Here is a 26,465-nt window from a genome sequence, read left to right on the forward strand (position 1 = left end):
ATGACCTCCCCCCAGACCTCCCGCACCCTGGGTGTTGCCGCGATTGGCTATGCGTTTATGGGCCAGGCACACTCCAACGCCTGGCGCACCGTGGCCAATCACTTTGACGTCCCCGACTTTGAACAAAAAGTCTTGGTGGGACGCGACGCGGCCGCCGTGGCAGCGGCCGCGCGCAAGTACGGCTGGAGTGAATCCGCCACGGACTGGCGGGAGGTCATTGCCCGCGATGACATAGACATTGTGGACATTTGTGCCCCGGGCTGGCTGCACGCCGAGATTGCCACGGCGGCACTTGCCGCGGGCAAACATGTTCTGGTGGAAAAGCCGCTGGCCAATTCCATGGCCGAATCTTTGGCCATGGTGGCGGCGGCACAGGCCGCCCGCGCCGTTGGCGTGCGGTCCATGGTTGGCTTCAACTACCGCCGGGTGCCGGCCCTAGCCCTAGCCCGCAAGCTCATCGCCGCCGGTGAGCTGGGCACCGTCCGCCAGGTCCGCGCGTCGTACCTGCAGGACTGGCTAGTTGATGATTCAGCCCCCATGACCTGGCGGCTGCGCAAGGAAACGGCCGGTTCCGGCGCCCTGGGCGACATCGCCTCACACGCCGTGGATCAGGTGCAATATCTGCTCGATGACACCGTAGCCGACGTCTCCGGCCGACTGCACACGTTCGTCACCGAGCGCCCCGGCCCTGATGGCCCCGAGCCCGTGACGGTCGACGACGCCGCCTGGGCCACGCTGACCATGGCCGGTGGCGCTGTGGCCAGTGTGGAGGTTTCCCGGGTGGCACTGGGCCAAAAGAATGCTCTGCGCCTGGAAATTTATGGCACGGCCGGGTCAATTACTTTCAATCTTGAAAACCCCAACGAGCTGTTCTTCCTCAACGGCACCGAGCCCGTTGAGGTTCAGGGGTTCCGGCGCATCTTGGTCACCGAACCCGAACACCCCTACATTTCCGGCTGGTGGCCGCAGGGTCATGTGATTGGCTGGGAACACAGCTTCACCCACCAGATCCGCGACTTCCTGCTGAACATTGCCACCGGGACCGACCCGTCGCCGTCGTTCGAGGAAGGTTTGGGCGTGCAACGCGTCCTGGCCGCCATTGAAACTTCCTCAGCAGCCGGCGGGGCCACAGTTCCCACCGCCGCACCCCAACTCGCCTCGAAGGACTAACTCCATGCCCCGCCCCTACACCTTGTTCACCGGCCAGTGGGCCGACCTGCCCTTCGAGGACGTGGCACGCCTGGCCGCCGAGTGGGGCTATGACGGCCTGGAAATTGCGTGCTCCGGCGATCACCTTGACCCTTGGCGGTGGGACGAGCCCGGCTACGTCTCCGGCAAGTTGGCCGTGCTGGAGCGCTATGGCTTGAAGGTCTGGGCCATCTCCAACCATCTCAAGGGCCAGGCCGTGTGCGATGACCCCATCGATTTCCGCCACCAGGCCATTGTGGGCACCAGGGTGTGGGGCGACGGCGATCCCGAGGGGGTGCGCCAGCGGGCCGCCGAGGAAATGAAACTCACCGCCCGCCTGGCACAGGCCCTGGGCGTCAAGACAGTGGTGGGCTTCACCGGATCCTCCATTTGGCAGTACGTTGCCATGTTCCCGCCCGTGCCGGAATCCGTGATCGAGGCCGGCTACCAGGACTTTGCGGACCGCTGGAACCCCATCCTTGACGTTTTTGACGAATGCGGGGTGCGGTTCGCCCACGAGGTCCACCCCTCCGAAATCGCCTACGACTACTGGACCACAGTCCGGACCCTGGAGGCCATCGGCCACCGTCCCGCGTTTGGGCTGAACTGGGACCCCTCCCACTTCATGTGGCAGGGGATCGACCCGGTCTCCTTCATCTGGGACTTCAAGGACCGGATCTACCATGTTGACTGCAAGGACACGAAGCTGCGCCCCACGGGCCGAAACACCGTCATGGGCTCGCATCTGCCGTGGGGCGATCCACGCCGCGGCTGGGACTTTGTCTCGGCCGGACGCGGCGACGTGCCCTGGGAATCGTCCTTCCGGGCCCTGACGGCCATTGGCTACGACGGCCCCATCTCCATCGAGTGGGAGGACGCTGGCATGGACAGGCTCCAGGGAGCTCCGGAGGCGCTGGCGGCGCTGAAGAAGTTCGACTTTGCCCCGTCCGCGCTGTCCTTCGACGCCGCCTTCAGCAACCAGGACTAGCACCGCCTGCCCGCCTGCCTGCCTGCCTGCCTGCCTGCCTGCCTGCCGAACGGGGAGTAGATGCTGATGTTCTTCGCAAACATCAGCATCTACTCCCCGTTCGGCAGGCGTTCTGTGTGACCCGGCGTCCGGCGCTAGAGTGGATTCCATCATGAGCATTCCAAAAACTGTCCGGGCCTCCGTCCGCATTGACGCGTGGCTGTGGGCCATCAGGGTGTACAAGACGCGTTCACTGGCCACGGCCGCCTGCCGCGCGGGCCATGTGAAACTCAACGATGTCAACGCCAAGGCATCGCACACCGTGGTGCCCGGGGATACTGTCCGGGTCCGCCAGCCTGGCTATGACAGGATTCTGGAAGTCCGCCAGCTCATCAACAAGCGCGTGGGTGCCGAAGCCGCATCACACTGTTTCACCGACCACACACCCCCGCGCCCCGTCCTGCCGGCCCTTGGCCTGCCCCAGCGCGACCGCGGCACGGGCCGGCCCACCAAGAAGGACCGCCGGGAGATGGACAGGTTGCGCGGGGACCACTAGACCCCCTGCGATCGATGCCACGCACCCCCTTGCCGTAACCTGCCCCGCGGGGAAAAATTGACGTTGAGGAGTTTTTCTATCTTCAAGCACCCGCAGCGGAGGGTTGTGCAATGTTGCCCCTTAACAGTTTTAATCTTGAAGATCTGGCTCAAGCGTTGGAATTCAACTTCATGGATTTGGAGACATTCTTCTGGCTGGATCCAACCACCGGCAAAATTGAGCTCTGGGGCGAAGAAGCCGCAGACGAAGCGGAGGCGGAAGGATGGGATCTGGATGACCGTGGCGGCATCCGAATCGACCCAATTCAATCCTACGAAGGCTATTCAGACATGGAAGGCTTCATTTCCACTGTCCAGGACCCCACCTGCCAGGATCGCCTGATTCGTGCCATTGAACGCAGCAAACCGTTCCGCCACTTCCAAGATGCCCTCCACCAATATCCTGGGTTGCCCTCGCAGTGGTACGCGTTTCATGCTGCGGCCATGAAAGAACGCGCCATTGAGTGGCTCCGGGACAACGATCAAGTGGAGGACACCGAAGCTGAGGGCGCACTGGCGCAACTGCGAGCAGAAGCACAGTAGCCGCTGCTTTCGGGGACCGCCGCTGAGTGGAGGAGGTCCCCTGCCACGAACACCATTCCCGGCAGATTGGGCCCAAGCTCTCTCACGGGGTCCGGCCGGTCCCCGACTGGGCCGGTCAGCGGTTGGGCGTCCAGCCAATCGCCGGGGCAATGTATTTGGCAATGTTCTCCAACATTTTGGTGTTGTAGGCAACCCCAAGCTGGTTGGGCACTGTCAGCATCACGGTATCGGCAGCCTGCACGGCCGCGTCGGCCGCCAACTCCTCGGCCAGCGCGGCAGGATCGCCAATGTAGCTCTTGCCAAAGCGTGAGACCAGGCCGTCAATGATGCCCACCTGGTCCTTGCTGTCGGCCTGCGCGCGGAGGCCAAAGTACATCTGGTCGACGTCGTCCACCACGGGAATCACGCTGCGACTGACGGAAACGCGCGGCATGAAGTCATGCCCGGCAGCAGCCCACTCATCCCGGAACAGCTGAATCTGCTCGGCCTGGAGCTGGTCAAAAGGCACGCCCGTGTCCTCGGTCAACAGCGTGGAACTCATCAAGTTCATGCCTTGTTGGGCCGCCCACACTGCCGTACCGCGGGATCCGGCACCCCACCAAATACGCTGTGACAGCCCCGGCGACTGCGGCTCAATGCGCAGTAGCCTTTCGCCACCCATGTAGGCGTGCTCGCTGGGCTCGGCCACACCTGCTCCTGAAATGGCGTGCCTGAAGGCTGCTGTGTGGCGCCGGGCCATGTCGGCGCCCGTCTCGCCGTCCAGCGGGTAATACCCAAAGTCAGCCGCACCGTTGGCAGCAGGCTCGGGTGAACCACGGCTCACACCGATCTGCAGCCGGCCATCGCTGATCAAGTCTGTGGCGGCCGCCTGCTCGGCCATGTAGAGCGGGTTCTCATAACGCATGTCGATGACGCCGGTACCGATCTCGATCCGGCTGGTGCGCGCGGCAATGGCCGCCATCAGGGGGAACGGCGCAGCCTGCTGGCGGGCAAAGTGGTGCACCCGAAAGAATGCCCCGTCAATGCCCATCTCCTCCGCGGCCACGGCCAGGTCGATGGCCTGGTGCAGGGAATCGGCTGCCGTGTTCGTTTGGGAGCCCCGGCCCGTGCCGTAGTGGCCAAAGGACAGGAATCCTATGCGTTTTTTGAAGTTTGTTTCCATACTGGGCACAACACAGGCCCGCGGCCGGCTATTCCATGCATACGCATATAGCTGGCTGCGGGCCTCGCTGGGTCAGCGCTTCTTGACTATGTGTGCCACGGGATCGGCGGACTCATCCGCGGCACCGCGCGCTTTTTTCTGGGCACGCTTGGCCTTGATGGCGTGGCCCTTGTCCAGCTTCTTGTGTTCGTGGTGGTGTGGCTGTTTGTCAGGCATTTCTTTGAACGCTCCTGCCGTTGTAAAACCAGTTTCGGCTCGGGCCGTACAGTCCAAACCGCCCCTTCCGCCCACGTTACGCCCAATTCGCGCCGTGCAGTAGGGCTGGGCAGTAGGCCCTGCTCTAAGCGTCCTGCCGCCAGGAGTTCCACAGCGCCGCATAGGCTCCGCCTTGTGCCAGCAGCTCGTCATGGGAGCCGAGCTCGGAGATCCGCCCCTTTTCCACCACTGCCACCCGGTCGGCGTCGTGCGCGGTGTGCAGTCTGTGGGCAATGGCCACCACAGTCCGACCGCTCAGCACAGCACTCAGCGAGAATTCCAGTTCGCGCGCCGCCGCCGGGTCAATGAGCGAGGTGGCCTCATCCAGCACCAGTGTGTGGGGATCGGCCAGCACCAGTCGGGCCAGCGCCATTTCCTGGGCCTGCCCCGGCGTCAGCGTGTGGGCGCCCGAGCCCACCTCCGTGGCCAGCCCCTGAGGCAACGCGTGCACCCAAGCCAGGGATCCGACATCGGCCAGGGCCTTTTCCAGCTCGGCGTCGGTAGCGCTGGCCTTGCCCAGGCGCAGATTGTCCGCCAGAGTCCCCACAAAAATGTGGTGCTCCTGCGTCACGAGGGCCACCTCACGATGCAGCTCATCCAACGGCCTGTCAACCAGCGGAACCCCGCCCACCTTGACCGATCCAGCGGTGGGCGGGTGGATGCCGGCAATGAGCCTCCCCAGCGTGGACTTGCCCGCGCCGGACGGGCCAACCATGGCCAGCCGCTCCCCGGGCACCAGCGTCAGATCGATCCCGTGGAGCACGTCGCGGCCCTCCCGGTAGGCGTAGCGAACCTCATCCACCACCAGGGATTCATCCACGGGCTGGGCGTCGGTGGCTGTCCTGTCACCGGCCACGTTGCGGATGCCCACAATGCGGGCCAGCGAGGACGCGCCCACCTGGATCTCATCAATCCACATGATCAAGGTGTCCACGGGGTCAATGAGCTGCATGGCGTACAGCGCCACGGTGGCCACCATGCCGGCGCTGACAGTACCGTTGGAGGCGAGCCAGCCACCCCACAGCAGCACGGCAGCCACGGGAAGCCAGAAGGAAAAATCGGCTACGGGGAACAGCACTGTGCGCAGGCCCAGCGTGTACTTCTCAACGTCAAAGCAGCGGCGCAGCGCCGCGTCGATCCGGCCGCGGCGCTGGGGGCCCAGACTCAAGGCGTCAACGGTGCGGGCGCCCTCGATGGTCTCGGTGATGGCACCGTTGAGGACAGCGTAGCTTTCCCGTTCACGCAGATATCCGGGGGTGGCGCGTTTGAGGTACCACCGGGTCACGGGGATCAGCATGGGTGCACCCACCAGCAGTGCCAAGGCCAGCACCGGGCTGGTGAACACGGCCGCGGCAATGGTCAGCACAATGGTGGCCACGGAAACCAGCACCTGCGGCACACCGAACCTGACCGTGTGGGAGACGGCATCGACGTCGTTGGTGGTGCGGGAAACTAGATCGCCAGTGCCGGCCTTTTCCACCGTGGAGAGCGGCAACGAGGTCACCTGCTCCATGAATTCCTCACGCAGCTGGGCGAAGACTTTTTCGCCGAGCACCATGCCCTTGCGCCGGGCCCAGCGGGCCAGGAAGGTTTGTGCCACCACAAAGACCGCCAAAACGAGGGCCACATTGCTGACGAAGCCGGCGGTGGTGCCGTGCGTGATGGCGTCCACCAGACGGCCCAGCAGGAACGGGCCGGCCAAACCCGCAATGGCGGCCAGGACATAGAGTCCCACCACCATGGTTAACGGCTTGCTGTGCTGGCGCATGAGCCGGGCACCTTCGGCCTTGACCTGTGCCGAATCCGCAACGGGAAGCTTGTTCTCAGCCATTAGCGCTGCCCTTCCGTGTTTGGGGTGCTGTGGTTGTTGTCTTTGTCGTTGTGGCCCTTTTTGCTGTGACCTGCATGACCGTCCATGCCGGCGCCGCGGATCACCACGTTGCGGTAGTCCGGCACGGTCGCCAGGAGTTCGTGGTGCGTCCCCTGGGTGAGCCGCTCCTCCCCATCCAGGAAGTAGATGGTGTCCATGGCTCCCAGCATGAGCGGGCTGGCCGTCACCACCACAGTGGTGTTGGACTGCGTTCCTCTCTCAGCTTTCAGCGCGGTGGCAATCCGGGATTCCGTGTGGGCGTCAACGGCACTCGTCGGCTCAATGAGCACCAGGACCTCCGCCCCGGTCAGGATGGCGCGGGCCAGGGCCAGGCGCTGGCGCTGGCCGCCGGAGAAGCCGCGGCCTTTCTCGGTGACTTCATCGTCCAAGCCGTGCTCCAGCCCGTCAAAGACATCCGCGGCGCTGGCCACGTCGAGGGCCGCCATGATGCCCGTATCACTGTGCCGCCCGGACGGATCCAGCTCCTCACGCAGGGTGCCGGTGAAAAGCTGCGGCTCGGCGTCGGAAACCACAATGCGTGAGCGCACCTCGGCCAGCGGAACGTGGTGGAGGGCCGATTCTCCCCACAACACCTGAGCCTCGCGCAGCACCGCGTCTTCAAAACGGCCAAGGCGGCGGGCAAGGTCCGCCGACGCTGCGGGGTCCGCCGAGACGATCCCGGTGAGCAGGCCGGGCTGGATCAGCGCGCCCGTGGTGCTATCCAGCAAGGCGCTCGGCGCGGCAGGAGCACCAACTGTTGTGCCGCCGTCGTGCACGGCAGAGGGCGTGGCGAGGACATCGATGATGCGCCGGGCCCCCACGTGGGCGCGAATGAAGCGGGACACGGCGTCGGATGCTGTCCGGATGGGTGAAACCAGGAACACGGCGTACCCGTACAGCGCCACCAGCTGGCCGGTTTCAATTTGGCCGGAGAGTGCCTGCATGGCGCCAATCCAGGTGAAGGCAACACTAAAAATGCCCACCACCAAGACCTGGGCGGCGTCAAGGTCGGCGAGCGAATACGCCACCTTGTTGCCGGCCAGCTGGGTTTCCCGTGAGCGCTCCCGGTACCGCTCCACGAAGATGTGCTCGCCGCCAATGCCGCGCAGCACCCGCAGGCCCGCCACGGTGTCTGCGCCCAGCGCCGTCATCTTGCCGGAGGCATCGCGCTGTTCCTTCTGCCGTTTCTGCAGGGGGCGAATAACGAACAGCAGCATGGCGCAGCAGAAGGGAACACCAAGGAGTACCACCAGGCCCAGCTGCCAGGAGGACTGGAACACCAGGAACGTCACCAGCAAGTAGCCCACCAGGGAGCCGGCCAGCCGGGCGGAAACGTCAAAGATCTCGCCAATGCGCATGGCGTCGGAGGCGGACGTGGAGACAACCTCGCCGGTGGAGAATTTTTGCGGCAGGGCGTCGCCGCTGCGGGTCACCTTGTAGCCAATCAACTGCGAGCACCTGTAGGCGGCCTGCATCCAGTTACTCACGGCGGCCCGATGCCGCAACGTTGACGTCACCGCCTGGATAATTGTCAGGCCAAGGAGAACTCCCACCCACGCGGTAAGTGCGCCGAAGTTCCCGGCCACAATGCCGGTATCCACGGCCTGGCCCAGGACGTACGGAATCAGCCCCTGAGACACGGTCCAGATGGAACCGTAGGTGATGCCCAAGAGCAGCGTGGCCCGCTGGGCTTTGGCAAGCCACCACAGGAATCGGGAGGGTGAACGCAGATCGGCGGTGCCTGCATCGGGATAGGGAAATGAGCGCAAAAGGGCCTTCTAAGAATGGTGGATTGGCAGGCGTGACGAACGCGATCAAGCGGCGCATCAGGGCGCGGCGATCAACAGGGCGTATGGGGCTGCTGTTCTCTAACTCACACTAAGCACTCTAACGCAAAAATCCGGCCCCTTGGAAGAGCCGCGCTGGGGCAACAGATACCGCCCCACACCCCACCCCCACAAACGCTCTCGCAGCAATGGCTGGTTATTGGGCAACGCTCTCGCACTTTTCGGAGGGCGCAGCGGGCACGACGGCGGCAGAAGGGGGCCGCCGTCGTGCTTGGATCAGCGGAACAGGCCGCTGTAGGCGTTCAGGGCAAGCTGTCCGCCCAGGTGAGCGTAAAGGACGTTGCTGGTGGCGGGGATGTCCTTGCTGCGGACCAGGTCAATGAGGCCGGCCATCGATTTTCCTTCGTAGACGGGGTCGATGATCATGCCTTCGAGGGAGCCGGAGAGGCGGATTGCCTCCATGGTGGACTCCACGGGGATGCCGTAGCGGTCACCGGCCCAGCCCTCCAAGACCGTGATCTCGTCGTCCCTCAATTCGCGGCCCAGCCCTATCAGCTCAGCCGTATGGCGGGCAATCCGGGCCACCTGCGCGCGGGTCTTCTCGATGGTGGCGGAGGCATCAATGCCAATCACGCGGCGGTGGCGGTCCTGCCCGGCAAATCCTGCGATCATGCCGGCGTGGGTGGACCCTGTGACGGTGCAGACAATGATGGTGTCGAAAAAGACGCCCATTTCTTCTTCCTGCGTCTGGACCTCATAGGCCCAATTGGCGAATCCCAAGCCGCCCAGATGGTGTTCGGAGGCGCCTGCGGGGATGGGGTACGGCTTGCCGCCGGCGTCTTGAACATCCTTGATGGCCTGCTCCCAGCTGCTGCGGATGCCAATATCAAAGCCTGCCGCATCGAGGCGGACATCGGCGCCCATGATCCTGGACAGTTGAATGTTGCCCACGCGGTCGCTGAGCGGATCCGGCCAGTCCACCCAATTTTCCTGCACCAGGCGCGCCTTCATGCCAATTTTTGCTGCAACGGCGGCCACCTGTCGGGTGTGGTTGGACTGGTAGCCGCCAATCGAGACCAGGGTGTCGGCACCTTGGGCGATGGCGTCGGGCACAATGTATTCAAGCTTGCGCGTCTTGTTGCCGCCAAAGGCCAGTCCGCTGTTGACGTCCTCGCGTTTGGCCCAAATTGTGGCCCCGCCCAGGTGGTTGCTAAGCCGGGGCAGATCGTGAATGGGGCTGGGCCCGAACGTCAGCGGATAGCGTGCAAAGTCAGTGATGGCCATGGGATTTCCTTGTCGATTCGGAACGCCATTTGCGTATGCAATATATTGCATACGCATATCGAGTGACTGTCAAGGGTTTTCGCAGAACGATTGGCCTTCTTGGAGTCAATAAGTGGGAGGGGCGCCAGGGTCGGGCTGCGGCGATATATCCTATGTTGCATGCCCACTCCCCTGCCGCACGGCATTCACAAGCGGTCTCTGCTGCGCGATGACGTCTACGATTCCATCCGCAACGCCATTGTTGACGGCACCTTTGCCCCGGGCGAACGCCTCAAGGACCCCGAGCTGGAATCGTGGCTTGGCGTGAGCAGGACTCCCATTCGCGAGGCGTTGCTGCGCCTTGAACGGGCCGGCCTTGTTGTCACCACGCCGGGCCGGGCAACCATCGTGGCGCCACTTGACGCACAGTCAACACGCAACGCCCAGCAGGTGGTGGCCGCGATGCATGAACTTGCCACCCGGCTGTCCGTGCCCGCCCTGACTGCCACGCAACTGGCCGAGATGACGGCAGCCAACGCCAGGTTTGCCACTGCCCTGGAGGACGACGACGTCGACTCCGCCTTGGCTGCAGACGACGACTTTCATGAGGTCCTGCTCAACGCCTGCGGCAACGACATGATTCCCACAGTCCTGGACGCGTCCCTTCCCCTGCTGCGCAGGGTGGAGCGCCAGCGCTTCAGCTCTCACGCCGCCCGCCATTCGATCGCGGCGCACGCACGGATCATCACGCTGGCCGGATTGGGCGATGCCGACGGCGCGGCACTCGCCACGAGGGAAAACTGGCTGTCACTGGGTGCGGCGCTCGAAGACTAACTCGCCGCAGAGGCGCCGCAGAGAGCGGCTACTTGCCCAGCATCTGCTCCACAGCTTCGCAGGCACCCAGATCATGCCCGGATGCGGCCGGTGCATCACACGCCACGCGGCGCAGCAGCGTCCGGAACAACTCGCGCTCTTCGGCCACCAAGGCACCCAGCACAGTAATCTCAGCCTCCGCCACGCGCTGTTGCAAAGCAGCGAGCACCTTCTCGCCGGCGTCGGTGGCCACCACAATGCGGGCCCTGCGGTCGGCCGGATTCAGCTGGCGTTCCACCAGCCCCTCCCTGACAAAGTCATCGATCAAGTACGTCATGACCGTGCGGTCAATACCCAGGTGCTGGGCCAGCGCCAGCTGATTGGGCAGTTCCCCGCCCACCACGGCAACAAGCACCTGGTAGCCACGCGCGCCGTGGGGGAATTCCCCCATGGCCGCCGTGGAGGCATTTTGGTAGTTGCGGACCAAAACGCCCAGCGTCCAGCCAAAGTCTTCCTGGGCGTCGACGGAGGGGCGATGCTGGGTTGCACTGTTACTCATGGCACCCAGCATATCCGAGAACTGGGCTTTACAACAGATCATATTGAGATAATATGATCTGTAGAACAACACTTATGAACGGAGTTTGATCAAATGACCACGCAGACCATCGGCATCCTCGGCGCCGGCAAGGTGGGCACGGGTGTCGCACGGCAGGCCCTGAAGGCCGGCTACCGCGTGCTGATAGCGGCATCGGGTGACCCCAAGGCCATTTCATTGATCATTTCCGTCATGGCCCCCGGCGCCGTTGCCGTCACCGCCGAGCAGGCCATGGCCGAATCCGATCTGGTGGTTTTGTCGGTTCCGCTGCACAAGTTCCGCACCCTAAACCCGGGCGCCCTCGCCGGAAAGCATGTGGTGGACACCATGAACTACTGGCGCGACACCAACGGTGACATGCCGGAGCTGGAGGATGCGCCGTCGAGCTCCGAAATGGTGCACGCCCACGTGCCCGGTGCGTTCATGGCCAAGTCCCTGAACCACATTGGTTACCACGAGCTTGAGTTGGATGCCCGCGATCCCGGCGCACCCGATCGCCGTGCGTTGGCCGTCGCCGCGGACGACGCCGATACCCGCGCTTTGGTGTTGGGGTTTGTGGACCGCCTAGGTTACGACGCCGTGGACGCCGGCACCTTGAACAACGGCACAGCTTTTGAGCCCGGCACCCCCATCTTCACCGGCAGCTACACTCGCGCAGGCATGGAGGCTGAATTGCAGGCGCAGCGTGATGCTGGCGATGAACTGGAGCTCAGCGCCAGCATCCGCTAACAATTTCTTTCATGACCCACTGCGCGGTGCCGTCGATTCCCTTTGCTTATTCCTCGATCTCGCATCCGGTGCGGGGATGAAACGCTAGACCTGGGCGGCCATGGCGCTGACAGGTGTCGCGTCGGTACACCTAGTTGATTCAGTCATGGGGTTCCTTCGGGTGAAGGCGAGTGCTGGGCACCGCGCCATACTTACACCGCGCAGTCCTTCGCCGCACGAGTGTCGAATCGTCACCAGGGGCACCCCACTATGGTTTTGAGGGTTGCCGCCCGACCGGCCTGGGCCGCATGATCGGGACTCTTGATTCTGTCCACCAGTCTGCCCGCCACCGGGCGCCGGACTCAAGCGCTTCGTCACACGCTGCAACATTCCCAACGCATCTGCTGCACCCCACCCGCCCATCCCCCATCTGTGACGCACTTGTTGTCGAAAAACGGCGCAATTATCACAACAAGTGCGTCTCAGTTGGGTGGGGCGGGGCGAGACATGGGCCACCGCCGTCAGGGCCGCCTCCGGAAGCAACTTAAGATTGAACCATGAGCGCAACACTTGTGGTGAAGGACCTCTCCGGAGGCCACGCCCACCGCACCCTATTCAGCAGTCTTTCCTTCACGGTGGCCCCGGGCGACGTCATTGGCGTGGTGGGTGCCAACGGCGCCGGAAAATCCACGCTGCTTCGTCTGCTGGCCGGGGCGGACAACCCCCTAGCTGGCACCGTGAGCACGGCGCCGCAGGACGCCTTTGTTGGCTGGTTGCCGCAGGAGCACGAACGCCTTGAGGGCGAGAGCATTGCCGCCTACATTGGCCGGCGCACGGGCTGCAGCGAGGCCACCGAGGCCATGGAGTCCTCGGCCGAGAAGTTGGGCACTGGCAACTCCGAGGACGACGACAATTACTCCAACGCCCTGGACCACTGGCTCGCGTGCGGAGCCGCCGATCTGGAGGACAGGATCCCCGCCACCCTTGCCGAGCTTGGCCTGGATGTTGGCCCCGAGGCGCTCATGACGGGCCTTTCCGGCGGCCAGGCTGCCCGTGTGGCCCTTGCCGCATTGCTGCTGAGCCGCTTCGACATTGTGCTGCTGGACGAGCCCACCAATGACCTGGATCTGGCCGGCCTGGCCCGCTTGGAGGAGTTCGTCAAGGGCCTGCGCGGCGGCGTTGTCCTGGTTTCGCACGACCGCGAGTTCCTAGCCCGCACCATCACCAGCGTGGTTGAGCTGGACCTTGCCCAGAACAAGGTTGCCGTGTACGACGGCGGGTACGATTCCTTTCTGGAGGAACGCGCCATCGCCAAGCGGCATGCCCGTGAGGCGTATGACGAGTTTGCCGACAAGAAGGCCGACCTGGTGGGGCGCGCCCGCACCCAGCGCGAATGGAGTTCCCAGGGCGTGCGCAACGCCATGAAGAAGTCTCCCGACAATGACAAGATCCGCCGCCGCGCAGCCAGCGAATCCAGCGAAAAGCAGGCCCAGAAGGTCCGTCAGATGGAGTCCAGAATTGCCCGCCTCGACGAGGTGGAGGAGCCACGCAAGGAGTGGGCGTTGCAGTTCAGCATTGGCGCCGCACAGCGGTCCAGCACAGTTGTTTCCACCCTGAATGAGGCTGTGGTGCAACAGGGCGAATTCACCCTGGGACCGGTTTCCGCACAGGTCAATGCGGGCGAGAGGATCGGCATCACCGGCCCCAACGGCGCCGGCAAGTCCACCCTGCTGCGGCTCCTGCTGGGCCACACAACCCCGGACAGCGGCACAGCGTCCCTGGGCGCCAATGTGGCCCTGGGTGAGATTGACCAGGCCCGCAGCCAATTCCCCGAGAATACGCCGCTGGGTGCGGCCTTTGAGCTGCTGGTCCCCGAGTTGAACCAGGCCGAGGTCCGCACGTTGCTGGCAAAATTTGGGCTCAAGGCCGATCAGGTGACCAGCACAGTGGATGCGCTCTCCCCTGGCGAACGCACCCGGGCCTCCCTAGCCCTGCTGCAGGCTCGCGGCGTCAACGTTCTGGTGCTCGATGAACCCACCAACCACCTTGATCTGCCGGCCATTGAGCAGCTTGAAGAGGCGCTGGAAAGCTACGAGGGCACGCTGCTGCTGGTGACCCACGACCGCAGGCTGCTGGAAAACGTCCGCCTGGACGCCCGCTGGGACGTTAGCGATGGCAAGGTCACCGCACTGTAGCCAGCACGTCAGCAGTCAAAACGCCGCTCGACAGCTCCTTGGGGGGCCGTTGCACACCCGCAATGAGTTAGCTTTCCTTATCTATTGCTTGACTTTGACTTACCATTTCTAAAATGTTGCAATAGGTAACAAGTTGTTGTTTCTTGGATTTGCAGCAACTGCTTGACGAATCTTGGCGCATCCCACGCACCAATACCCGGTTCCGGACCACCATTTGACGCCCCTTGTGGCCTCGATGTGTATGAGTTCCTTGGGGAACCACTGGCGGCCATCCGCCAGATTACTGCCGCAGCCACCTCTGCCGCCGCGCACCCTGCGCCTTGATGTTCCGCCGCGGATACGCCCATGGGGCCCTGTCCATTTTCCGGCGGACATGGATTCGAAGCATCGTATTTACCAGCGACACAAAGAATCCAAGGGATCAGGAGAGCACCATGACATTGCGAGTCGGAATCATTGGAGCAGGCCCCAGCGGCATGGCACAGCTGCGGGCATTTGAATCAGCACGCCAAAACGGCGCGGAGATCCCGCACATCATGTGCTTTGAAAAGCAGGACGATTGGGGTGGCCAGTGGAACAGCAGCTGGCGCACGGGCCTGGACGCACACGGCGAACCCATCCACTCCAGCATGTACCGCCACCTGTGGTCCAACGGCCCCAAGGAATGCCTGGAATTCTCCGACTACACCTTCGATGAGCACTTTGGCCGCGCCATTTCCTCCTTCCCGCCGCGCGAAGTCCTCTTTGACTACATCAAGGGACGCGTGGAAAAATCCGATGTCCGCAAATATGTGCAGTTCCAGACGGCCGCACGGTGGGTTTCCTACAATCAGCTGACGCAGGAATTCACCCTCACAGTGGAAGACCTCCCCACCGGAACCACCGCCGAGCACATCTTTGACAAGCTGGTTGTCTCCACGGGGCACTTCTCCTTCCCCGCAGTCCCCGAAGTCACGGGGATCAATTCCTTCCCCGGCGAGGTCCTGCACGCCCACGATTTCCGTGGCGCGGAACGCTTTGCCGGCAAGAGCATCCTGCTGATTGGCAGTAGCTATTCGGCCGAGGACATCGGCATGCAGTCCCACAAGATGGGTGCCGCGTCAGTCACCTTCAGCTACCGTTCAGCCCCCATGGGCTTCGACTGGCCGGAGAACACGGCGGAGCGCCCGCTGGTCACACACTTTGACGGGAATACCGCCCACTTTCGCGACGGCACCCAAGGCGACTTTGACGCCGTCGTACTGTGCACGGGATACCAGCACAAGTACCCGTTCCTGCCCAGTGACTTGGCACTGAAATCCAAGAACGTGCTGTACCCGGCCAACCTGTACAAGGGCGTGGTGTGGCAGCACAACACCAACCTGTTCTATTTGGGTGCGCAGGACCAGTACTACACGTTCAACATGTTTGATGCGCAGGCCTGGTTTGCCCGCGACGTCATGACCGGCAAAATCGAGCTGCCCACCGAGCAAGCCCGTGAGGCGGACATCGAACGGTGGTTGGGGCTTCAGGCCGCCTTACTGGATCACAACGCCGAGGCGGATTTCCAGTCGGCATACCTGCGGGAGCTCATTGCCGCCACCGACTACCCGCCGTTTGACCTGGCCGCCGTCTCGCAGCTGTTCAAGGACTGGATGGGCCACAAGGAAACTGACATCCTGGGCTACCGGGACATGACCCACCGCTCGGTTGTCACCGGCACCATGGCCGCCAAGCACCACACACGCTGGCTCAACGCCATGGATGATTCCCTGCGGCGCTACCTGGACGGACCGTCCCAGGACGTGGACACCTCAGCCCTGGCCGCTGTCGCCGCGGAGACCAGCACCAGGTAGCGTTCGGCGGCGGGCAGGAAACTCCGAAGGCCCGGCCGCTGTCCCACCTCCATGACGGAGCGGGGGCAGCGGCCGGGCCTTCTACGTGTGGTGCGTTTTAGGACTCGACGATGATGACCGTGTAGACCGGCTTGCGGCGCAGCGCGCGGTCGGACCAGCGCAGCAGGGCCTCGCCCACGGCCTTTTCGGCACCGTGGCCCGTCTTCTCGCCGCGGAGCCCGGAGATGGTCTTCTCCACGATCACGGTGGCCTTTTCAATGTCCTTCTCCGTGAGGTTGAAACCTACGGCGAAGTACTCCGGGTCCTCTTCGATTTTGCCGTTGTCCGGGTTGACGATCAGCAGGACGGTGACGGCGCCGTCCTCGGCCAGGCGGAGGCGGTCCTGCAGGGACTCCTCCGTTGCCGCGCCGGGGATCATGTTTTCCACGTAGACGTAGGCTGCGGGGACGCTGCCGGTGACCCTGGCGACGCCGTCCTTGAGGTCAATCGTGGTGCCGTCCTCAACGATGAACGCGTTCTTGGGGTCGACGCCGGTGCGGATCGCGAGTTCCGCGTTGGCCTTCAGGTGGCGGTACTCGCCGTGGACCGGCATCACGTTCTTGGGGCGAACCAAGTTGTAGCAGTAGACGAGCTCGCCGGCGCTGGCGTGGCCGGAGACATGCACCTTCGCGTTGCCCTTGTGGACAACGTTGGCACCCTGCTTGGTGAGGTCGTTGATGAGGCGGTAGATCGAGGACTCGTTGCCGGGGACCAGCGAGCTGGCCAACAGGACGGTGTCGCCGTCGGTCAGGTTGATCTGGTGGTCACCGCTGGCCATGCGGGCCAGGGCGGCCATGGGCTCACCCTGTGAACCGGTGCAAATGAGTACGGCCTTGTTGGGGGCCATGCGCTCGAGTTCCTTGGCATCGACGAGCATCCCGCGCGGGATCTTCAAGTAGCCCAGTTCGCGGGCGGTGCCCATGTTGCGGACCATGGAGCGGCCCACAAAAGCGATCTTGCGGTTGTACTTGTGAGCAGAGTCAATGATCTGCTGGATGCGGTGCACGTGGCTGGCGAAGCTGGAAACAACAACGCGGCGCGGCGCTGTGCGCATGACCTGGTCGATGGCCGGAATCAGATCGGCCTCGGCGGCCAGGAAGCCGGGGACCTCGGCGTTGGTGGAGTCGGGCATGAACAAGTCAACGCCCTCCTCGCCCAAGCGGGCGAAGCCGGCAAGGTCGGTGATGCGCTTGTCCAGCGGGAACTGGTCCATCTTGAAGTCGCCAGTTTCCAGCACCAGGCCGGCGGGCGTGCGGATGGCAACTGCCAGGCCGTCCGGGATGGAGTGGTTGACGGCCAGGAATTCGACGTCGAACGGGCCAAACTTGCGGCGGTCGCCTTCCTTGACGGTGATGAGCTTGCCCTTGATGCGGTGCTCGTCGAGCTTGGTCTTCAGGAAGGCCAAGGTCAGCTTCGCGGAGATCACGGGGATGTCGAGGCGGTGCTTGAGCAGGTACGGGACACCGCCAATGTGGTCCTCGTGGCCGTGGGTCAGCACCAGGCCAACCACGTCCGCCCAGCGGTCCTTCAGGTAGGAGAAGTCGGGGATGATGACGTCGACGCCGGGGTGGTGCTCCTCGGGGAAGAGCACGCCACAGTCAACGATCAGCAGCTTTCCCGCGAATTCGAAGACGGTCATGTTGCGGCCGATCTCCCCCAATCCACCGAGGGCAACGATGCGCATGGCACCTTCGGCAAGGGCGGGGGGAGTTTGGCGAGCAGTTCTTCTCATGGGATTCCAGACTTTATTGGTGTTATGGGCGTCAGGCCGTCGACGGAGCGAGGCCTTCTAGTGCGATTCTTTCGGCCAAAGGCTAGACCGGTATCGCTAAAAGTTTGTGCGTGCTAGACCCGATTTTACCACCGCACCCGCCGATGCATTCGCGCCGGTGCGTCGGCGTCAGTCCGGGGTCTCGGTGGTGGCCAGGTAATTGATCGCCGGAACATGGCTCACGCCCGTGTTGAAGGCGGTGACGGCCGTGAGCAGCGGCGCCTCACCCTCGAGGTGAATGATCAGCTTTGCCGCCTTCACGGGCTCGACGACGTGGATTCGCTGGGTTCCGATGGTGCCCGCCTCAACCAACAGCTGGCCGCCCTCGGTAAGGACTGTATGGCCTGCCACTCGCTGGCCCGCCAGCAATTCCTCCTCCAGGCGCAGGTGGTCAAAATCAATGTCGGCGCCAAAGTCGGCAAGCCAGGTACCGTCACCCAGGGCGCTCAGTGCGGCTGTAAGGGGAGCCTGGAACCGGCGCGCAACTTCTGCCGAAAATTCTCCCAGCCGGGCAACGTCCTCGGCCGGAATGAGCCCACGCATGTCCGGGGGCAGGTTGAGCAGCAAATTGGCGCCCAGCCCAATGGAGCGGTAGTAGATGGCCAGCAGGTGTTCCAGTTCCTTAGGCTCGTCCTCCGGGTGCCAGAACCAGCCGCGGCGCAGCGACACATCGCATTCCGGCGGCAAGTACAGGGCCTCGGTGAGGGCCGCCGAATGGATCGTGTAGTTGGAGAAGTTGGTTTCAGCCACCACGTACTGCACGGGGTCGGCGGCCAGGCCGTCCTCATTGCCCACCCAGCGGATAGTGGGGGCGCCCATATTGAACACCATGGCTTCTGGCTGCAGCTCGGCGATCAGGGCGCTGATGCGCTCCCAGTCGTATTCGCGCCCCTGCGAGCCGGCGCCGTCGAACCACAGCTCCGCCAGTTCGCCGTAGTTGGCGCACAGCTCACGCAGCTGGGCGACATAGAAATCGTCGTACGCTTCCGCATCCGGGTAGCATGCGGCATTTCTGTCCCACGGGGAGAGGTAGATGCCCAGCTTCATGCCGAACGTGCGGCACGCCGCAGCCACCTCGGCAACAACGTCCCCCTCACCTCCGCGCCATGGAGAGGACGCCACGGAATAGTCCGTGGTGGCCGTGGGCCACAGGCAGAAGCCGTCGTGGTGCTTGGCCGTGACCACAACGTACTTGGCACCCAGGGAGGCGGCCGTTTGGACCCATTGTTCGGCGTCGAGCGCTGTGGGGTTAAAGGACGCCGCGGGCAGGGTCCCGTCACTCCATTCCTTGCCGTGGAAACTGTTCAAACCGTAGTGGAAGAACACACCCATGGCGTCGCGCTGCCAGGAAAGTTGTGCAGGGGTGGGGATCACGGAATGCATGGACCAAGCCTTTCACAACTTTGGCGCCGGCTGGGTCCAGCGAAAAATCTAGCTGCCAACGCCGGCGTAGGAGTGCAGGCCAGAGAAGTACATGTTCACAATGGTGAAGTTGAAGACCACGCAGAGGTAGCCAACGATGGACAGCCAGGCCGCACGGGTGCCCGTCCAGCCCTTCGTGGCGCGGGCGTGCAGGTAGCCGGCGTAGACCACCCAAATAACAAACGTCCACACTTCCTTGGTGTCCCAGCCCCAGAACCGGCCCCACGCCTTTTCGGCCCAGATGGCACCGAACATGAGCGTCAACGTCCAGCCGACAAACGCAATGCCATTGATCCGGTAGGAGAGGTTCTCCAGGCTCAGCGCGTTGGGCACAAGGCGCATCACCGGCGCTTTGTCCTTCTTGCCGGCGGCAATGGAGGCTTCGCGGCGGGCCTGGAAAAGTTGCAGCACGGACATGGCAAAGGTAATGGTGAAGAACGCAGAGGACAGCACGGCGATGGAGACGTGGATGATCAGCCAGTAGCTCTGCAGCGCAGGCACCAGGTGGCCCACGGGGGTCCAGAACGCCACGGACGCGGCAACCACCATGACCAGCACCAGGCCGATCACAAAGGTGCCCAGGAAGCGCAGGTCACGGCGGGTCAGCACCAGCAGGAACACCACGGCCACGGCAAAGCTGCCCGTGGTGCAGAATTCGTACATGTTGCCCCACGGGACACGCCCTGCCGCGAGTCCACGGAAGAGCACCGCTGCCCCTTGTACGACGGCGGCAACAACAGTGAGTGCCACGGCCACCCGGGCCACGACGCGGCGCTGTTTGCCGTAGCGCATGGAATCGCCGGCGGTAATACCGTCGGAGCCGGCATGGGTTTTGCTGCTGGGACGCACTCCGCGGTCCTGCGGGCCGGAATCCAGGCCCTGGCCTGCCGCGCCACGGGCACCAACCAGCGCCGCTTCCTTGCTGTTCAGGGCATCGCTGGCGGCCTGTTCACCGGCCAGACCCTTTTTGACGGCCTGGCTAAAGGTCACCAAGTCCCAGGCGTAGGCGCAAAAGGCCACAGCGTAGGCCAACCCGGCAACCAGCATGAGCTGCTCACTGAGCTGGGCGAAGCCTTCATTGATCTCTGGCATTACTGATCCTTACTTGCCGCGGGGACGTGCTGCGCGGAGTCTGTTGGTGCGGAGTCGTTGTTGATTGTTTGTGCCTGCTCACCATTTTGCTCCTGCGCCGCCAATGGCACCAGCCATTGGGCGTGCAGGGCTTTATTGATGGCTGCGTATTCGCCAGCCAGGCGGTGGTCCTCGCCGCGGGCCAGGAGGCCAAACTCCACCATGGTGCGCCCGTCCGGGTGGTTGCCCGTCCGGACCCACACTCGGCGGCGGTTCAGGAACAGGGAGCCGATGAGTCCGGCCAGTGCCAGGACCGAGAACACCAGGACATAGATCTGGCCGGGATCGTGCCTGATGTCCAGGGCGGCGAACCGCTTGATGCCGTCAAAACTGATGCTACCGTTGCCCTCCGGCAGCGTGTAACTCTGACCCGGAACCAACACAATGCCGCCAGCATCGACGTTGCGTGAGTTGATCTCGGTCATCTTGGAGGTGTCCAGGGTGTAGACATTCCGGGGCACACCGTTGTCCAGGCCAAGATCGCCCGTGTAGGCGTTGAGGTTCAGCTGAGGGTTGAACGGATCGGGGTCCGAGCCAAAAGCCACACCCTTTTCATCGATGAGTGCCGTGGGCAGGAAGAAGCCCACAAATCCAAGCTGGTTGGGTTTGGCGTCGGGCACCTTAATGACCATCAAGGAGGTGTAGGCGCCGTCCGTGGGGATGGTGATGACGGGGCCCTGGAAGGCAACGTTGCCCTTGCCATCCTTGATGGTGACCACGGGGGCGTAGCCGTTGCCCACCAGGTACAGGTTGGTGCCGCCGAGGGAAACAGGCTCGTTGACCTTGAGCGTCTTCTTTTCGGGCTCGGCGCCGGGGCCGTCCTTGACGGTCAGCGTGGCGGTGAAATCCAACGGCTGGCCATAGTGGGCCTGCGTTGACCTGTCATACTTGACCACCAGACGGTCCAACTGTGCCGAGTAAGGGCTCAATTTGCCGTCGCTGAAATTGGCTCCCGGTGTGAACGTGTCATAGCTCGTGAGGGTGTTGACAAAGGTTTCACCCTCCACCAAAACACGCTGGCCGCTGTAGCCGAACAAGCCGCTGAATCCAACGGCCGCCAGAACGCCAATCATGGCCGTGTGGAAAATGAGGTTTCCCACCTCCTTGAGGAAGCCAATCTCGGCTCCCACCGAGGGCCGCTCGGTGTCGAGATCACGCACATCAACCCGGTAGCGGCGGGCCTTCAACACAGCTGCGGCGTCCTTGACGGCCTGCTGCGCGTCCACGCCGCTGCCGGCCGGGATTTCCACCGTGCCGTATTCGGCAAGCCGGGAAAGCCGCTTGGGGGTGCGCGGCGGCGCTGAGCGCATTGCCTTGTAGTGGATCTTGGCGCGCGGCAGAACACAGCCAATCAAGGAGGTGAACAGCAGCAGGTAAATGGCGGCAAACCACGGCGAGGAGTACACGTCGAACAGCTTGAACCAGTCCATGATGGGCCCCGAGGTGGGGTTGTCCTTCAAATACTGGGTCACCTCTGCGGCGTTGGTGGAGCGCTGCGGGAACAAGGAACCCGGCACCGCCGCCACTGCCAGCATCAGCAGCAGGAACAAGGCCGTGCGCATGCTTGTCAGCTGCCGCCAGGCCCAGCGCAGCATGCCGATGAACCCGAGTTGCGGCAGCACCACATCGCCGCCGGCCGGCTGCGGCTTCTTGCGTTTGGGCTCTTTCGCCGGCTTGGGCTCTTCCACCACTGTCTCTTTCATTAGATGGGCAATCTCACTTCATTGGCAAACCAAAACTGCAGCTGATTGATCCACGTGCCCCACAACCCGGAAACCATCAACAAGCCCAACACAATCAACACGCCGCCACCAAAATACTGCAGCCCGCGGCGGTGCTTGCGGAAGAACGCCAAGGCGCCCAGTCCCTTGCGCGCACCCAGGGCAATCAGCAGGAACGGCAGGCCAAGCCCCAGGCAGTAAATAAAGGTCAGGAATGCGCCCTTGGCGGCGTTGGGCCCGTCCGAGAACGCCAGCAACTGCACGGCGCTGAAGGTGGGGCCGATGCACGGCGCCCAGCCCAATCCAAAGGTTAGCCCCAAAATGGGCGCACCCCACAGTCCTGCCGGGGGCTTGGCATGAATCTTCGCCTCACCCTGGAACCAGCTCATGCCACCTAGGAACACAACACCCATGAAAATGACCACCACGCCCAGCACCTGGGTGACCCAGGCGGCGTCGGGCCCCATGAGCCAGGCACCCAGCTGGCCGAAGACCGCCCCGATCAGCATGAAGACCACTGAGAAGCCCAGCACAAACAGGCCAATCCCGGCGAACATTCGGCCGCGGCGCTGGTCCGCCAGATCGGCCCCGCTGAGCCCGCTCACATAGCCCAGATAGCCGGGTACCAGCGGCAGCACGCAGGGTGAGAGGAAGGAGACAAGCCCGGCCAACAGGGCAACAGGCATGGCCAGCAGCATGGAGCCGCTGAGGATTGTCTCGGCAAATGGATTGTTCATGAGGTGTGGGCGGCCGCTAGTTTTCGGCCAGGGCCGTGGTGATGAGGGCCTTCAGGGTGCCCTTGTCCGCAACACCCAGGATGCGGGCAGAAACGCGGCCCTTTTTGTCCAGCACAAGGGTTGTGGGGACGGCGGCCGGTGGCACAAACTTGGTCAGCGCCAGCAAAACGCCGCCATCCTTGTCCACAATGCTGGGGTACGTCAGGCCAAAATTGCGCTCAAAGGCCTCGGCCGTGGCCTTTTCATCGCGCACATTCACGCCCAGAAACTCCACGCCATTAGCGCCATTAGCGCCGAACTCGGTGTTGAGCGCCTGCATGTCCGGGGCTTCCAGCCGGCACGGGGCGCAGGCCGCATACCAGAAATTCAGCACCGTGACCTGGCCGGGGAAGTCCGCGGCGTCAACTTTCTTACCGTCAAACAAGGTGCCCGTGAACTCCACCGGGTCCTTGCGGTCGGCGGCACCATATTCGGTCACTGAGCCGTCGCCGGCAATGTAATTCTTGTTGTCTCCGGCGTTTGCCTGCTCGGCCAGGGGGTCCTTGCCGGTGCAGGCAGCCAGGACAACCGCCAACGCGGCGCCACCAGTGGCCAGCAATGCTCGCCGGCTCATCGAGGAAGTCACGATGGTGCCTTTCATTCTTGGGGGAAGCCATCGCGCAGGCGCAGAAGTGGCATTTTGTTCTACGCTACGTCGAAAAGCTGATTGTCAGCTGTGTGCCTTGTGCCTGAAAGGGGCTAGGCGCCGGGGGTGGTTGCGGCGCCGGGCAGCAATACCGCCGCGGGTTCGCTGTAGACAACATCCACTATGTCGTCGCCGTCGAACGTCAATGAGGTCAGGGACGCCAGTGTGCACTCGCGGTGGCGTGGATCATGCCACAGTGGCTTGCCCTCGGCGCTGCGCCGGGTGGCCCAGATGGGCAACTGGTGGCTGACCATGATGGCCTGCGCGCCGTCGCCGCCCAATTCGAAGGCACGACGGCGGGCATCACCTGCCGCCTCCAGCATGCGTTCTGCCTGGGCCGCGTACGCCTCACCCCAGGAGGGCCTGAACGGGTTCACAAAGTACGGCCAGTGCTTGGGCTTGCGCAGCTCGGCCTTGCTCATGACCAGGCCCTCAAAGTGATTCTCGGCCTCGATGATGCGCGGATCCGTCACAATCTCCAGGCCCAGCGCAGCAGCCGTGGGCTGCGCCGTTTCCTGCGCCCGCGTCAGCGGTGAGGCCACCAGATAGACGGGGGCAGCGCCGTCGACCGCCTGGGCCACAAAATGCTCGGCAACCATGTCAGCCATGGCCCGGCCACGCTCCGAAAGGTGGAACTCGGGAAGCCGGCCGTAGAGCACGCCGTCGGGATTAAATACCTCACCGTGGCGCAAAAGATGAACTGTTACTCGTGACATGCTTCCAAGTTTCTCAAAGTTAGCCAGCAAGGGGTTAATCCACCGGTTGAAAAGTTTTTTGCCAACCCGGGAATATTAGATACAAACGCATGCTTATACCTCTCGAAGGACAACCACTGCGGATGTCCTAATCACAGATTTGCCCAAACTTCCAAGGAGACTCCCATGTCAGTAACCACCATTGAATCAACCGGCCTCTCACAGGGCACCTGGAACCTCGACGCCTCACACAGCACAGTGGGCTTCGTTGTTCGCCACGCAGGCATCTCCAAGGTCCGCGGCCAGTTCACCGAACTTGAGGGCGCATTGACCCTCGGCGAAACCCTCGCCGAGTCCTCCGTGACGGCCACCATCGCCGCCGCCAGCTTCAGCTCGGGCGACGCCGGCCGCGACGGCCACGTCAAGAGCGCCGACTTCTTCGACGTCGAAACGTTCCCCACGCTGACCTTCGTCTCCTCCGCCATCACCGGCGATCAGGAAGACTTTGAACTGGCCGGCGAACTGACCATCCGCGGCATCGCCAAGACCGTCACCTTCAAGGGCGAGTTCAACGGCGTGGCCGTTGACCCGTTCGGCGCCACCCGCGCAGGCTTCGAAGCCAAGACTGTCATCAGCCGCAAGGAGTTTGGCCTGACCTGGAACGCAGCCCTGGAAGCCGGTGGCGTACTGGTTTCAGACAAGGTCACCATCACCTTGGACGTGGCCTTCGTCAAGGCCGCATAACCTACAGCACCCGTCTCACGAATGCCGGTTCGCCACTGTGGCGGGCCGGCATTCGCACTACCCCTTAGTACATCTATACAAGTGCTTAGGCCAGGACTAGGGTACTGCTATGAGTACACCGAATGAGTTTGAAGGTACCGAGCAACCAGGCTCGCAACCGTCTCCTGCCGGTTCCCAGCCTGATCCCAACACTCCCGCCACCGGCTACCAGGCACCCGGGCCGCAGGCGCCGCCGCCGGGGTACCAAACACCCGGCCCGCAAGCACCCCCGCCGGCCGGATCCATGCCCCCGCCGGGGTATCAGCAGCCGGGCTATCAGACCCCTCCTCCCGGCTACCAGCAGCCCGGGTACCAGCAGGCTCCGCCGCCACCGGCCGGGGACTTCAAGTTTGAAATGCCCAAGGACACCCCCCATTCAATGAATGAGGTCATGCCGGTGGGTGGTTTTGGCGGGATGTTCAAGATGGACGGCCTGCCGCAGCTGCTGAAGATCTCCTACATCATCTGGCTGGTCTCGGCAGGTCTGTGGCTTCTGAGCACGTTCTTCCTACTGATTGGTTCCCTGTTCGCCTTGGGCGCCAGGGACAATTCCATCTTCGGCATCACCGTCCCAGGCAGCGGAGCGGAAATCCGTGCCCAGGGCGTCATGGGAATTGTTGTGGCCATCATTTCCCTGGCGTTGATCCTGGCCGTCGTTGTCTGCGCCATGAAGCTCAAGGAGGGCATGCAGTGGGCGCGCATGGCGTTGTCCGCCATCGCCTTCCTGAGCATCGTCCTGTTGTTCTTCGGCGCAGGTGGTGGCTTGCTGAGCATTGTGGCCACTGTGCTGATGTGGCTGCCCGAATCAACGGCTTGGTTTAACTCCCGGGCCAAGGGAGTCACCCAATAGCTCCGGGAAGTAGAGAGCTGGGAGAGAGGTCGCGTAGGGTTTAGAGCAAACCCCACCGCGGCCTTTCTCTTTGCTTGGCCAGCTTCCTGGCCCCAGTCTTCAGCCCGGCCGCGGCACAACCGAAAGAGCAGCTGCCATGACCACGCCCGGTGAAGAACCCCAAGAGCACCCCACATCCCGCCCGGGAAGCTATGGGGAAATAGCCCCAGGTGTCCCCCGCTATGGCCAGTACGCCCCCGCCGGGTGGGAGCCGCCGCAGGACGTCAAGGATGCCCAGGCTGCCCTGAGCCCATCCTCCGATTTGCCCGCGGCACCCCAGTATCCAGGATTCCGTGGCGGACTAGCCGCCAATGCCGGCTCCGCTGACGCACAGTCACCCTTGGCTCCCCCTGCCCGCGTCATCTTGGCTGTCCGCTTGATCATGGCCGCCGGCATCCTGCAGGCGGCCTCCGCGGTGGCGCTTCTGCTGGTGCTGCTGGTGCCGGCGGTCAAGACCAGCGTCATGGAAACCCTCCGGGCCTCCATGGCGGACTACCCTGCCTTGGTGGAGGCCTATGCGGATCCGGCCATTGTCAACGCTGCCTTGTTCATGGCCTTTGTCATCAGCATCGCCATGACAGCGGTCTACTTTTGGTTGGCCATCAAGATTCGCCGCGGAGCCACGTGGGCCCGGACTACGGCACTTGTTCTGGCGTGCCTGTCGCTGCTGATGCTGGGGCAGCTGAATCCACTCAGCTTCATCCAGATTGCCTTGGGACTCGTTGCAGTGGTTTTCTTGCACCGCTCCCCGGCCAAGGAGTTCTTCCTGGCCCACAAGGCCCGCAAGGGTGCCGCCAAGCGCTAAAACCCGCCG

The 26,465-nt window shown here is 63.4% G+C and carries 24 protein-coding genes and 1 riboswitch; of the genes, 11 read left to right on the forward strand and 13 right to left on the reverse strand.

Translation table 11 applies throughout. The features are described from left to right. From ACX80Q_RS01700 to ACX80Q_RS01715, 4 genes are all read left to right on the forward strand, one after another. Positions 1-1,170 carry a Gfo/Idh/MocA family protein gene (locus ACX80Q_RS01700; RefSeq protein WP_459328785.1) on the forward strand — a complete coding sequence of 390 codons (1,170 nt, stop codon included), beginning with the start codon at positions 1-3 and terminating at the stop codon, positions 1,168-1,170. A gap of 4 nt (positions 1,171-1,174) precedes the next feature. Then, on the forward strand, positions 1,175-2,176 hold the full coding sequence (locus tag ACX80Q_RS01705) for a sugar phosphate isomerase/epimerase family protein (RefSeq protein ID WP_459328786.1): 1,002 nt from the start codon (positions 1,175-1,177) through the stop codon (positions 2,174-2,176). 151 nt (positions 2,177-2,327) lie between these two features. Then, positions 2,328-2,711 carry an RNA-binding S4 domain-containing protein gene (locus tag ACX80Q_RS01710; protein ID WP_459328787.1) on the forward strand — a complete coding sequence of 128 codons (384 nt, stop codon included), beginning with the start codon at positions 2,328-2,330 and terminating at the stop codon, positions 2,709-2,711. Positions 2,712-2,821: 110 nt separating this feature from the next. Continuing rightward, a complete protein-coding gene (locus ACX80Q_RS01715; RefSeq protein ID WP_459328788.1) occupies positions 2,822-3,292 on the forward strand; it encodes a UPF0158 family protein in 471 nt (156 codons plus the stop codon). Between the two features lie 115 nt (positions 3,293-3,407). On the opposite strand, the gene ACX80Q_RS01720 is transcribed toward ACX80Q_RS01715, so the two are convergent. The 5 genes from ACX80Q_RS01720 to ACX80Q_RS01740 all read right to left on the reverse strand — a co-directional run bounded on the left by ACX80Q_RS01720 (position 3,408) and on the right by ACX80Q_RS01740 (position 9,650). After that, positions 3,408-4,454 carry an LLM class flavin-dependent oxidoreductase gene (locus ACX80Q_RS01720; RefSeq protein WP_459328789.1) on the reverse strand — a complete coding sequence of 349 codons (1,047 nt, stop codon included), beginning with the start codon at positions 4,452-4,454 and terminating at the stop codon, positions 3,408-3,410. 72 nt (positions 4,455-4,526) lie between these two features. Further along, positions 4,527-4,670 carry a hypothetical protein gene (locus ACX80Q_RS01725; RefSeq protein WP_165788021.1) on the reverse strand — a complete coding sequence of 48 codons (144 nt, stop codon included), beginning with the start codon at positions 4,668-4,670 and terminating at the stop codon, positions 4,527-4,529. 124 nt (positions 4,671-4,794) lie between these two features. Continuing rightward, positions 4,795-6,540 (reverse strand): ABC transporter ATP-binding protein, encoded by a 1,746-nt coding sequence (locus tag ACX80Q_RS01730; protein WP_459328790.1) that lies wholly within the window; start codon positions 6,538-6,540, stop codon positions 4,795-4,797. Beyond that, the gene (locus tag ACX80Q_RS01735; protein ID WP_459328791.1) at positions 6,540-8,348 is read right to left on the reverse strand and encodes an ABC transporter ATP-binding protein; all 1,809 of its coding nucleotides are present in this window, start codon (positions 8,346-8,348) and stop codon (positions 6,540-6,542) included. Before ACX80Q_RS01735 ends, ACX80Q_RS01730 begins: the two co-directional genes overlap by 1 nt. Positions 8,349-8,642: 294 nt before the next feature. After that, positions 8,643-9,650 carry a 1-aminocyclopropane-1-carboxylate deaminase gene (locus tag ACX80Q_RS01740; protein ID WP_459328792.1) on the reverse strand — a complete coding sequence of 336 codons (1,008 nt, stop codon included), beginning with the start codon at positions 9,648-9,650 and terminating at the stop codon, positions 8,643-8,645. 159 nt (positions 9,651-9,809) lie between these two features. On the opposite strand from ACX80Q_RS01740, the gene ACX80Q_RS01745 reads away from it, so the two are divergent. Continuing rightward, positions 9,810-10,463, forward strand: a complete 654-nt coding sequence (locus tag ACX80Q_RS01745; protein ID WP_459328793.1) for a GntR family transcriptional regulator — start codon at positions 9,810-9,812, stop codon at positions 10,461-10,463. A gap of 28 nt (positions 10,464-10,491) precedes the next feature. On the opposite strand, the gene ACX80Q_RS01750 is transcribed toward ACX80Q_RS01745, so the two are convergent. Further along, positions 10,492-11,001, reverse strand: a complete 510-nt coding sequence (locus ACX80Q_RS01750) for a MarR family winged helix-turn-helix transcriptional regulator (protein WP_459328794.1) — start codon at positions 10,999-11,001, stop codon at positions 10,492-10,494. A gap of 93 nt (positions 11,002-11,094) precedes the next feature. Between ACX80Q_RS01750 and ACX80Q_RS01755 the strand changes: the two genes are divergently transcribed. The 3 genes from ACX80Q_RS01755 to ACX80Q_RS01765 all read left to right on the forward strand — a co-directional run bounded on the left by ACX80Q_RS01755 (position 11,095) and on the right by ACX80Q_RS01765 (position 15,778). Then, a complete protein-coding gene (locus tag ACX80Q_RS01755; RefSeq protein ID WP_459328795.1) occupies positions 11,095-11,769 on the forward strand; it encodes an NADPH-dependent F420 reductase in 675 nt (224 codons plus the stop codon). Positions 11,770-11,951: 182 nt separating this feature from the next. Further along, positions 11,952-12,075: riboswitch (SAM riboswitch) on the reverse strand. Between the two features lie 230 nt (positions 12,076-12,305). Continuing rightward, a complete protein-coding gene (locus ACX80Q_RS01760; protein WP_459328796.1) occupies positions 12,306-13,943 on the forward strand; it encodes an ABC-F family ATP-binding cassette domain-containing protein in 1,638 nt (545 codons plus the stop codon). A 434-nt stretch (positions 13,944-14,377) separates the two neighbouring features. After that, positions 14,378-15,778 carry an NAD(P)-binding domain-containing protein gene (locus ACX80Q_RS01765; protein WP_459328797.1) on the forward strand — a complete coding sequence of 467 codons (1,401 nt, stop codon included), beginning with the start codon at positions 14,378-14,380 and terminating at the stop codon, positions 15,776-15,778. Positions 15,779-15,875: 97 nt separating this feature from the next. On the opposite strand, the gene ACX80Q_RS01770 is transcribed toward ACX80Q_RS01765, so the two are convergent. The 7 genes from ACX80Q_RS01770 to ACX80Q_RS01800 form a co-directional block, all read right to left on the reverse strand. Next, positions 15,876-17,549, reverse strand: coding sequence for a ribonuclease J (locus tag ACX80Q_RS01770; RefSeq protein ID WP_459328798.1), 1,674 nt, complete (start codon positions 17,547-17,549; stop codon positions 15,876-15,878). 168 nt (positions 17,550-17,717) lie between these two features. Continuing rightward, on the reverse strand, positions 17,718-18,971 hold the full coding sequence (locus ACX80Q_RS01775; protein WP_459328799.1) for an alpha-L-fucosidase: 1,254 nt from the start codon (positions 18,969-18,971) through the stop codon (positions 17,718-17,720). A 48-nt stretch (positions 18,972-19,019) separates the two neighbouring features. Continuing rightward, entirely contained in the window at positions 19,020-20,102 is a 1,083-nt protein-coding gene (ccsB, locus tag ACX80Q_RS01780) for a c-type cytochrome biogenesis protein CcsB (protein WP_459328800.1), read from the reverse strand. Then, on the reverse strand, positions 20,102-21,844 hold the full coding sequence (gene resB / locus ACX80Q_RS01785) for a cytochrome c biogenesis protein ResB (RefSeq protein WP_459328801.1): 1,743 nt from the start codon (positions 21,842-21,844) through the stop codon (positions 20,102-20,104). Before resB ends, ccsB begins: the two co-directional genes overlap by 1 nt. Beyond that, a complete protein-coding gene (locus ACX80Q_RS01790; RefSeq protein ID WP_459328802.1) occupies positions 21,844-22,599 on the reverse strand; it encodes a cytochrome c biogenesis CcdA family protein in 756 nt (251 codons plus the stop codon). Before ACX80Q_RS01790 ends, resB begins: the two co-directional genes overlap by 1 nt. A 16-nt stretch (positions 22,600-22,615) precedes the next feature. Next, on the reverse strand, positions 22,616-23,239 hold the full coding sequence (locus ACX80Q_RS01795; protein WP_459328803.1) for a TlpA family protein disulfide reductase: 624 nt from the start codon (positions 23,237-23,239) through the stop codon (positions 22,616-22,618). Positions 23,240-23,337: 98 nt separating this feature from the next. Next, a complete protein-coding gene (locus ACX80Q_RS01800) occupies positions 23,338-24,000 on the reverse strand; it encodes a histidine phosphatase family protein (RefSeq protein ID WP_459328804.1) in 663 nt (220 codons plus the stop codon). Positions 24,001-24,165: 165 nt separating this feature from the next. Here ACX80Q_RS01800 and ACX80Q_RS01805 point away from each other — a divergent pair, with 165 nt between their 5' ends. The 3 genes from ACX80Q_RS01805 (at position 24,166) to ACX80Q_RS01815 (ending at position 26,456) form a co-directional block, all read left to right on the forward strand. Continuing rightward, complete coding sequence (locus ACX80Q_RS01805; RefSeq protein ID WP_459328805.1) at positions 24,166-24,723, forward strand: YceI family protein; 558 nt, start codon at positions 24,166-24,168, stop codon at positions 24,721-24,723. A gap of 109 nt (positions 24,724-24,832) precedes the next feature. Then, complete coding sequence (locus ACX80Q_RS01810) at positions 24,833-25,612, forward strand: hypothetical protein (RefSeq protein ID WP_459328806.1); 780 nt, start codon at positions 24,833-24,835, stop codon at positions 25,610-25,612. 136 nt (positions 25,613-25,748) lie between these two features. After that, positions 25,749-26,456: a hypothetical protein gene (locus tag ACX80Q_RS01815; protein ID WP_459328807.1), complete on the forward strand. Its 708-nt coding sequence runs from the start codon at positions 25,749-25,751 to the stop codon at positions 26,454-26,456. Positions 26,457-26,465: the final 9 nt, after the last annotated feature.

The organism is Arthrobacter sp. HLT1-20 (genome assembly GCF_054510895.1).

Excerpts from the sequence above, each read along its gene's own strand:
- resB (WP_459328801.1), bottom strand. The coding sequence starts at position 21,844 with ATGAAAGAGACAGTGGTGGAAGAGCCCAAGCCGGCGAAAGAGCCCAAA.
- ACX80Q_RS01725 (WP_165788021.1), bottom strand. The coding sequence starts at position 4,670 with ATGCCTGACAAACAGCCACACCACCACGAACACAAGAAGCTGGACAAG.
- ACX80Q_RS01720 (WP_459328789.1), bottom strand. The coding sequence starts at position 4,454 with ATGGAAACAAACTTCAAAAAACGCATAGGATTCCTGTCCTTTGGCCAC.
- ACX80Q_RS01700 (WP_459328785.1), top strand. The coding sequence starts at position 1 with ATGACCTCCCCCCAGACCTCCCGCACCCTGGGTGTTGCCGCGATTGGC.
- ACX80Q_RS01790 (WP_459328802.1), bottom strand. The coding sequence starts at position 22,599 with ATGAACAATCCATTTGCCGAGACAATCCTCAGCGGCTCCATGCTGCTG.
- ACX80Q_RS01710 (WP_459328787.1), top strand. The coding sequence starts at position 2,328 with ATGAGCATTCCAAAAACTGTCCGGGCCTCCGTCCGCATTGACGCGTGG.
- ACX80Q_RS01730 (WP_459328790.1), bottom strand. The coding sequence starts at position 6,540 with ATGGCTGAGAACAAGCTTCCCGTTGCGGATTCGGCACAGGTCAAGGCC.
- ACX80Q_RS01705 (WP_459328786.1), top strand. The coding sequence starts at position 1,175 with ATGCCCCGCCCCTACACCTTGTTCACCGGCCAGTGGGCCGACCTGCCC.
- ACX80Q_RS01760 (WP_459328796.1), top strand. The coding sequence starts at position 12,306 with ATGAGCGCAACACTTGTGGTGAAGGACCTCTCCGGAGGCCACGCCCAC.
- ACX80Q_RS01740 (WP_459328792.1), bottom strand. The coding sequence starts at position 9,650 with ATGGCCATCACTGACTTTGCACGCTATCCGCTGACGTTCGGGCCCAGC.
- ACX80Q_RS01755 (WP_459328795.1), top strand. The coding sequence starts at position 11,095 with ATGACCACGCAGACCATCGGCATCCTCGGCGCCGGCAAGGTGGGCACG.
- ACX80Q_RS01765 (WP_459328797.1), top strand. The coding sequence starts at position 14,378 with ATGACATTGCGAGTCGGAATCATTGGAGCAGGCCCCAGCGGCATGGCA.
- ACX80Q_RS01805 (WP_459328805.1), top strand. The coding sequence starts at position 24,166 with ATGTCAGTAACCACCATTGAATCAACCGGCCTCTCACAGGGCACCTGG.
- ACX80Q_RS01795 (WP_459328803.1), bottom strand. The coding sequence starts at position 23,239 with ATGAAAGGCACCATCGTGACTTCCTCGATGAGCCGGCGAGCATTGCTG.
- ACX80Q_RS01815 (WP_459328807.1), top strand. The coding sequence starts at position 25,749 with ATGACCACGCCCGGTGAAGAACCCCAAGAGCACCCCACATCCCGCCCG.
- ACX80Q_RS01745 (WP_459328793.1), top strand. The coding sequence starts at position 9,810 with ATGCCCACTCCCCTGCCGCACGGCATTCACAAGCGGTCTCTGCTGCGC.
- ccsB (WP_459328800.1), bottom strand. The coding sequence starts at position 20,102 with ATGCCAGAGATCAATGAAGGCTTCGCCCAGCTCAGTGAGCAGCTCATG.
- ACX80Q_RS01810 (WP_459328806.1), top strand. The coding sequence starts at position 24,833 with ATGAGTACACCGAATGAGTTTGAAGGTACCGAGCAACCAGGCTCGCAA.
- ACX80Q_RS01715 (WP_459328788.1), top strand. The coding sequence starts at position 2,822 with ATGTTGCCCCTTAACAGTTTTAATCTTGAAGATCTGGCTCAAGCGTTG.
- ACX80Q_RS01800 (WP_459328804.1), bottom strand. The coding sequence starts at position 24,000 with ATGTCACGAGTAACAGTTCATCTTTTGCGCCACGGTGAGGTATTTAAT.
- ACX80Q_RS01770 (WP_459328798.1), bottom strand. The coding sequence starts at position 17,549 with ATGAGAAGAACTGCTCGCCAAACTCCCCCCGCCCTTGCCGAAGGTGCC.
- ACX80Q_RS01750 (WP_459328794.1), bottom strand. The coding sequence starts at position 11,001 with ATGAGTAACAGTGCAACCCAGCATCGCCCCTCCGTCGACGCCCAGGAA.
- ACX80Q_RS01775 (WP_459328799.1), bottom strand. The coding sequence starts at position 18,971 with ATGCATTCCGTGATCCCCACCCCTGCACAACTTTCCTGGCAGCGCGAC.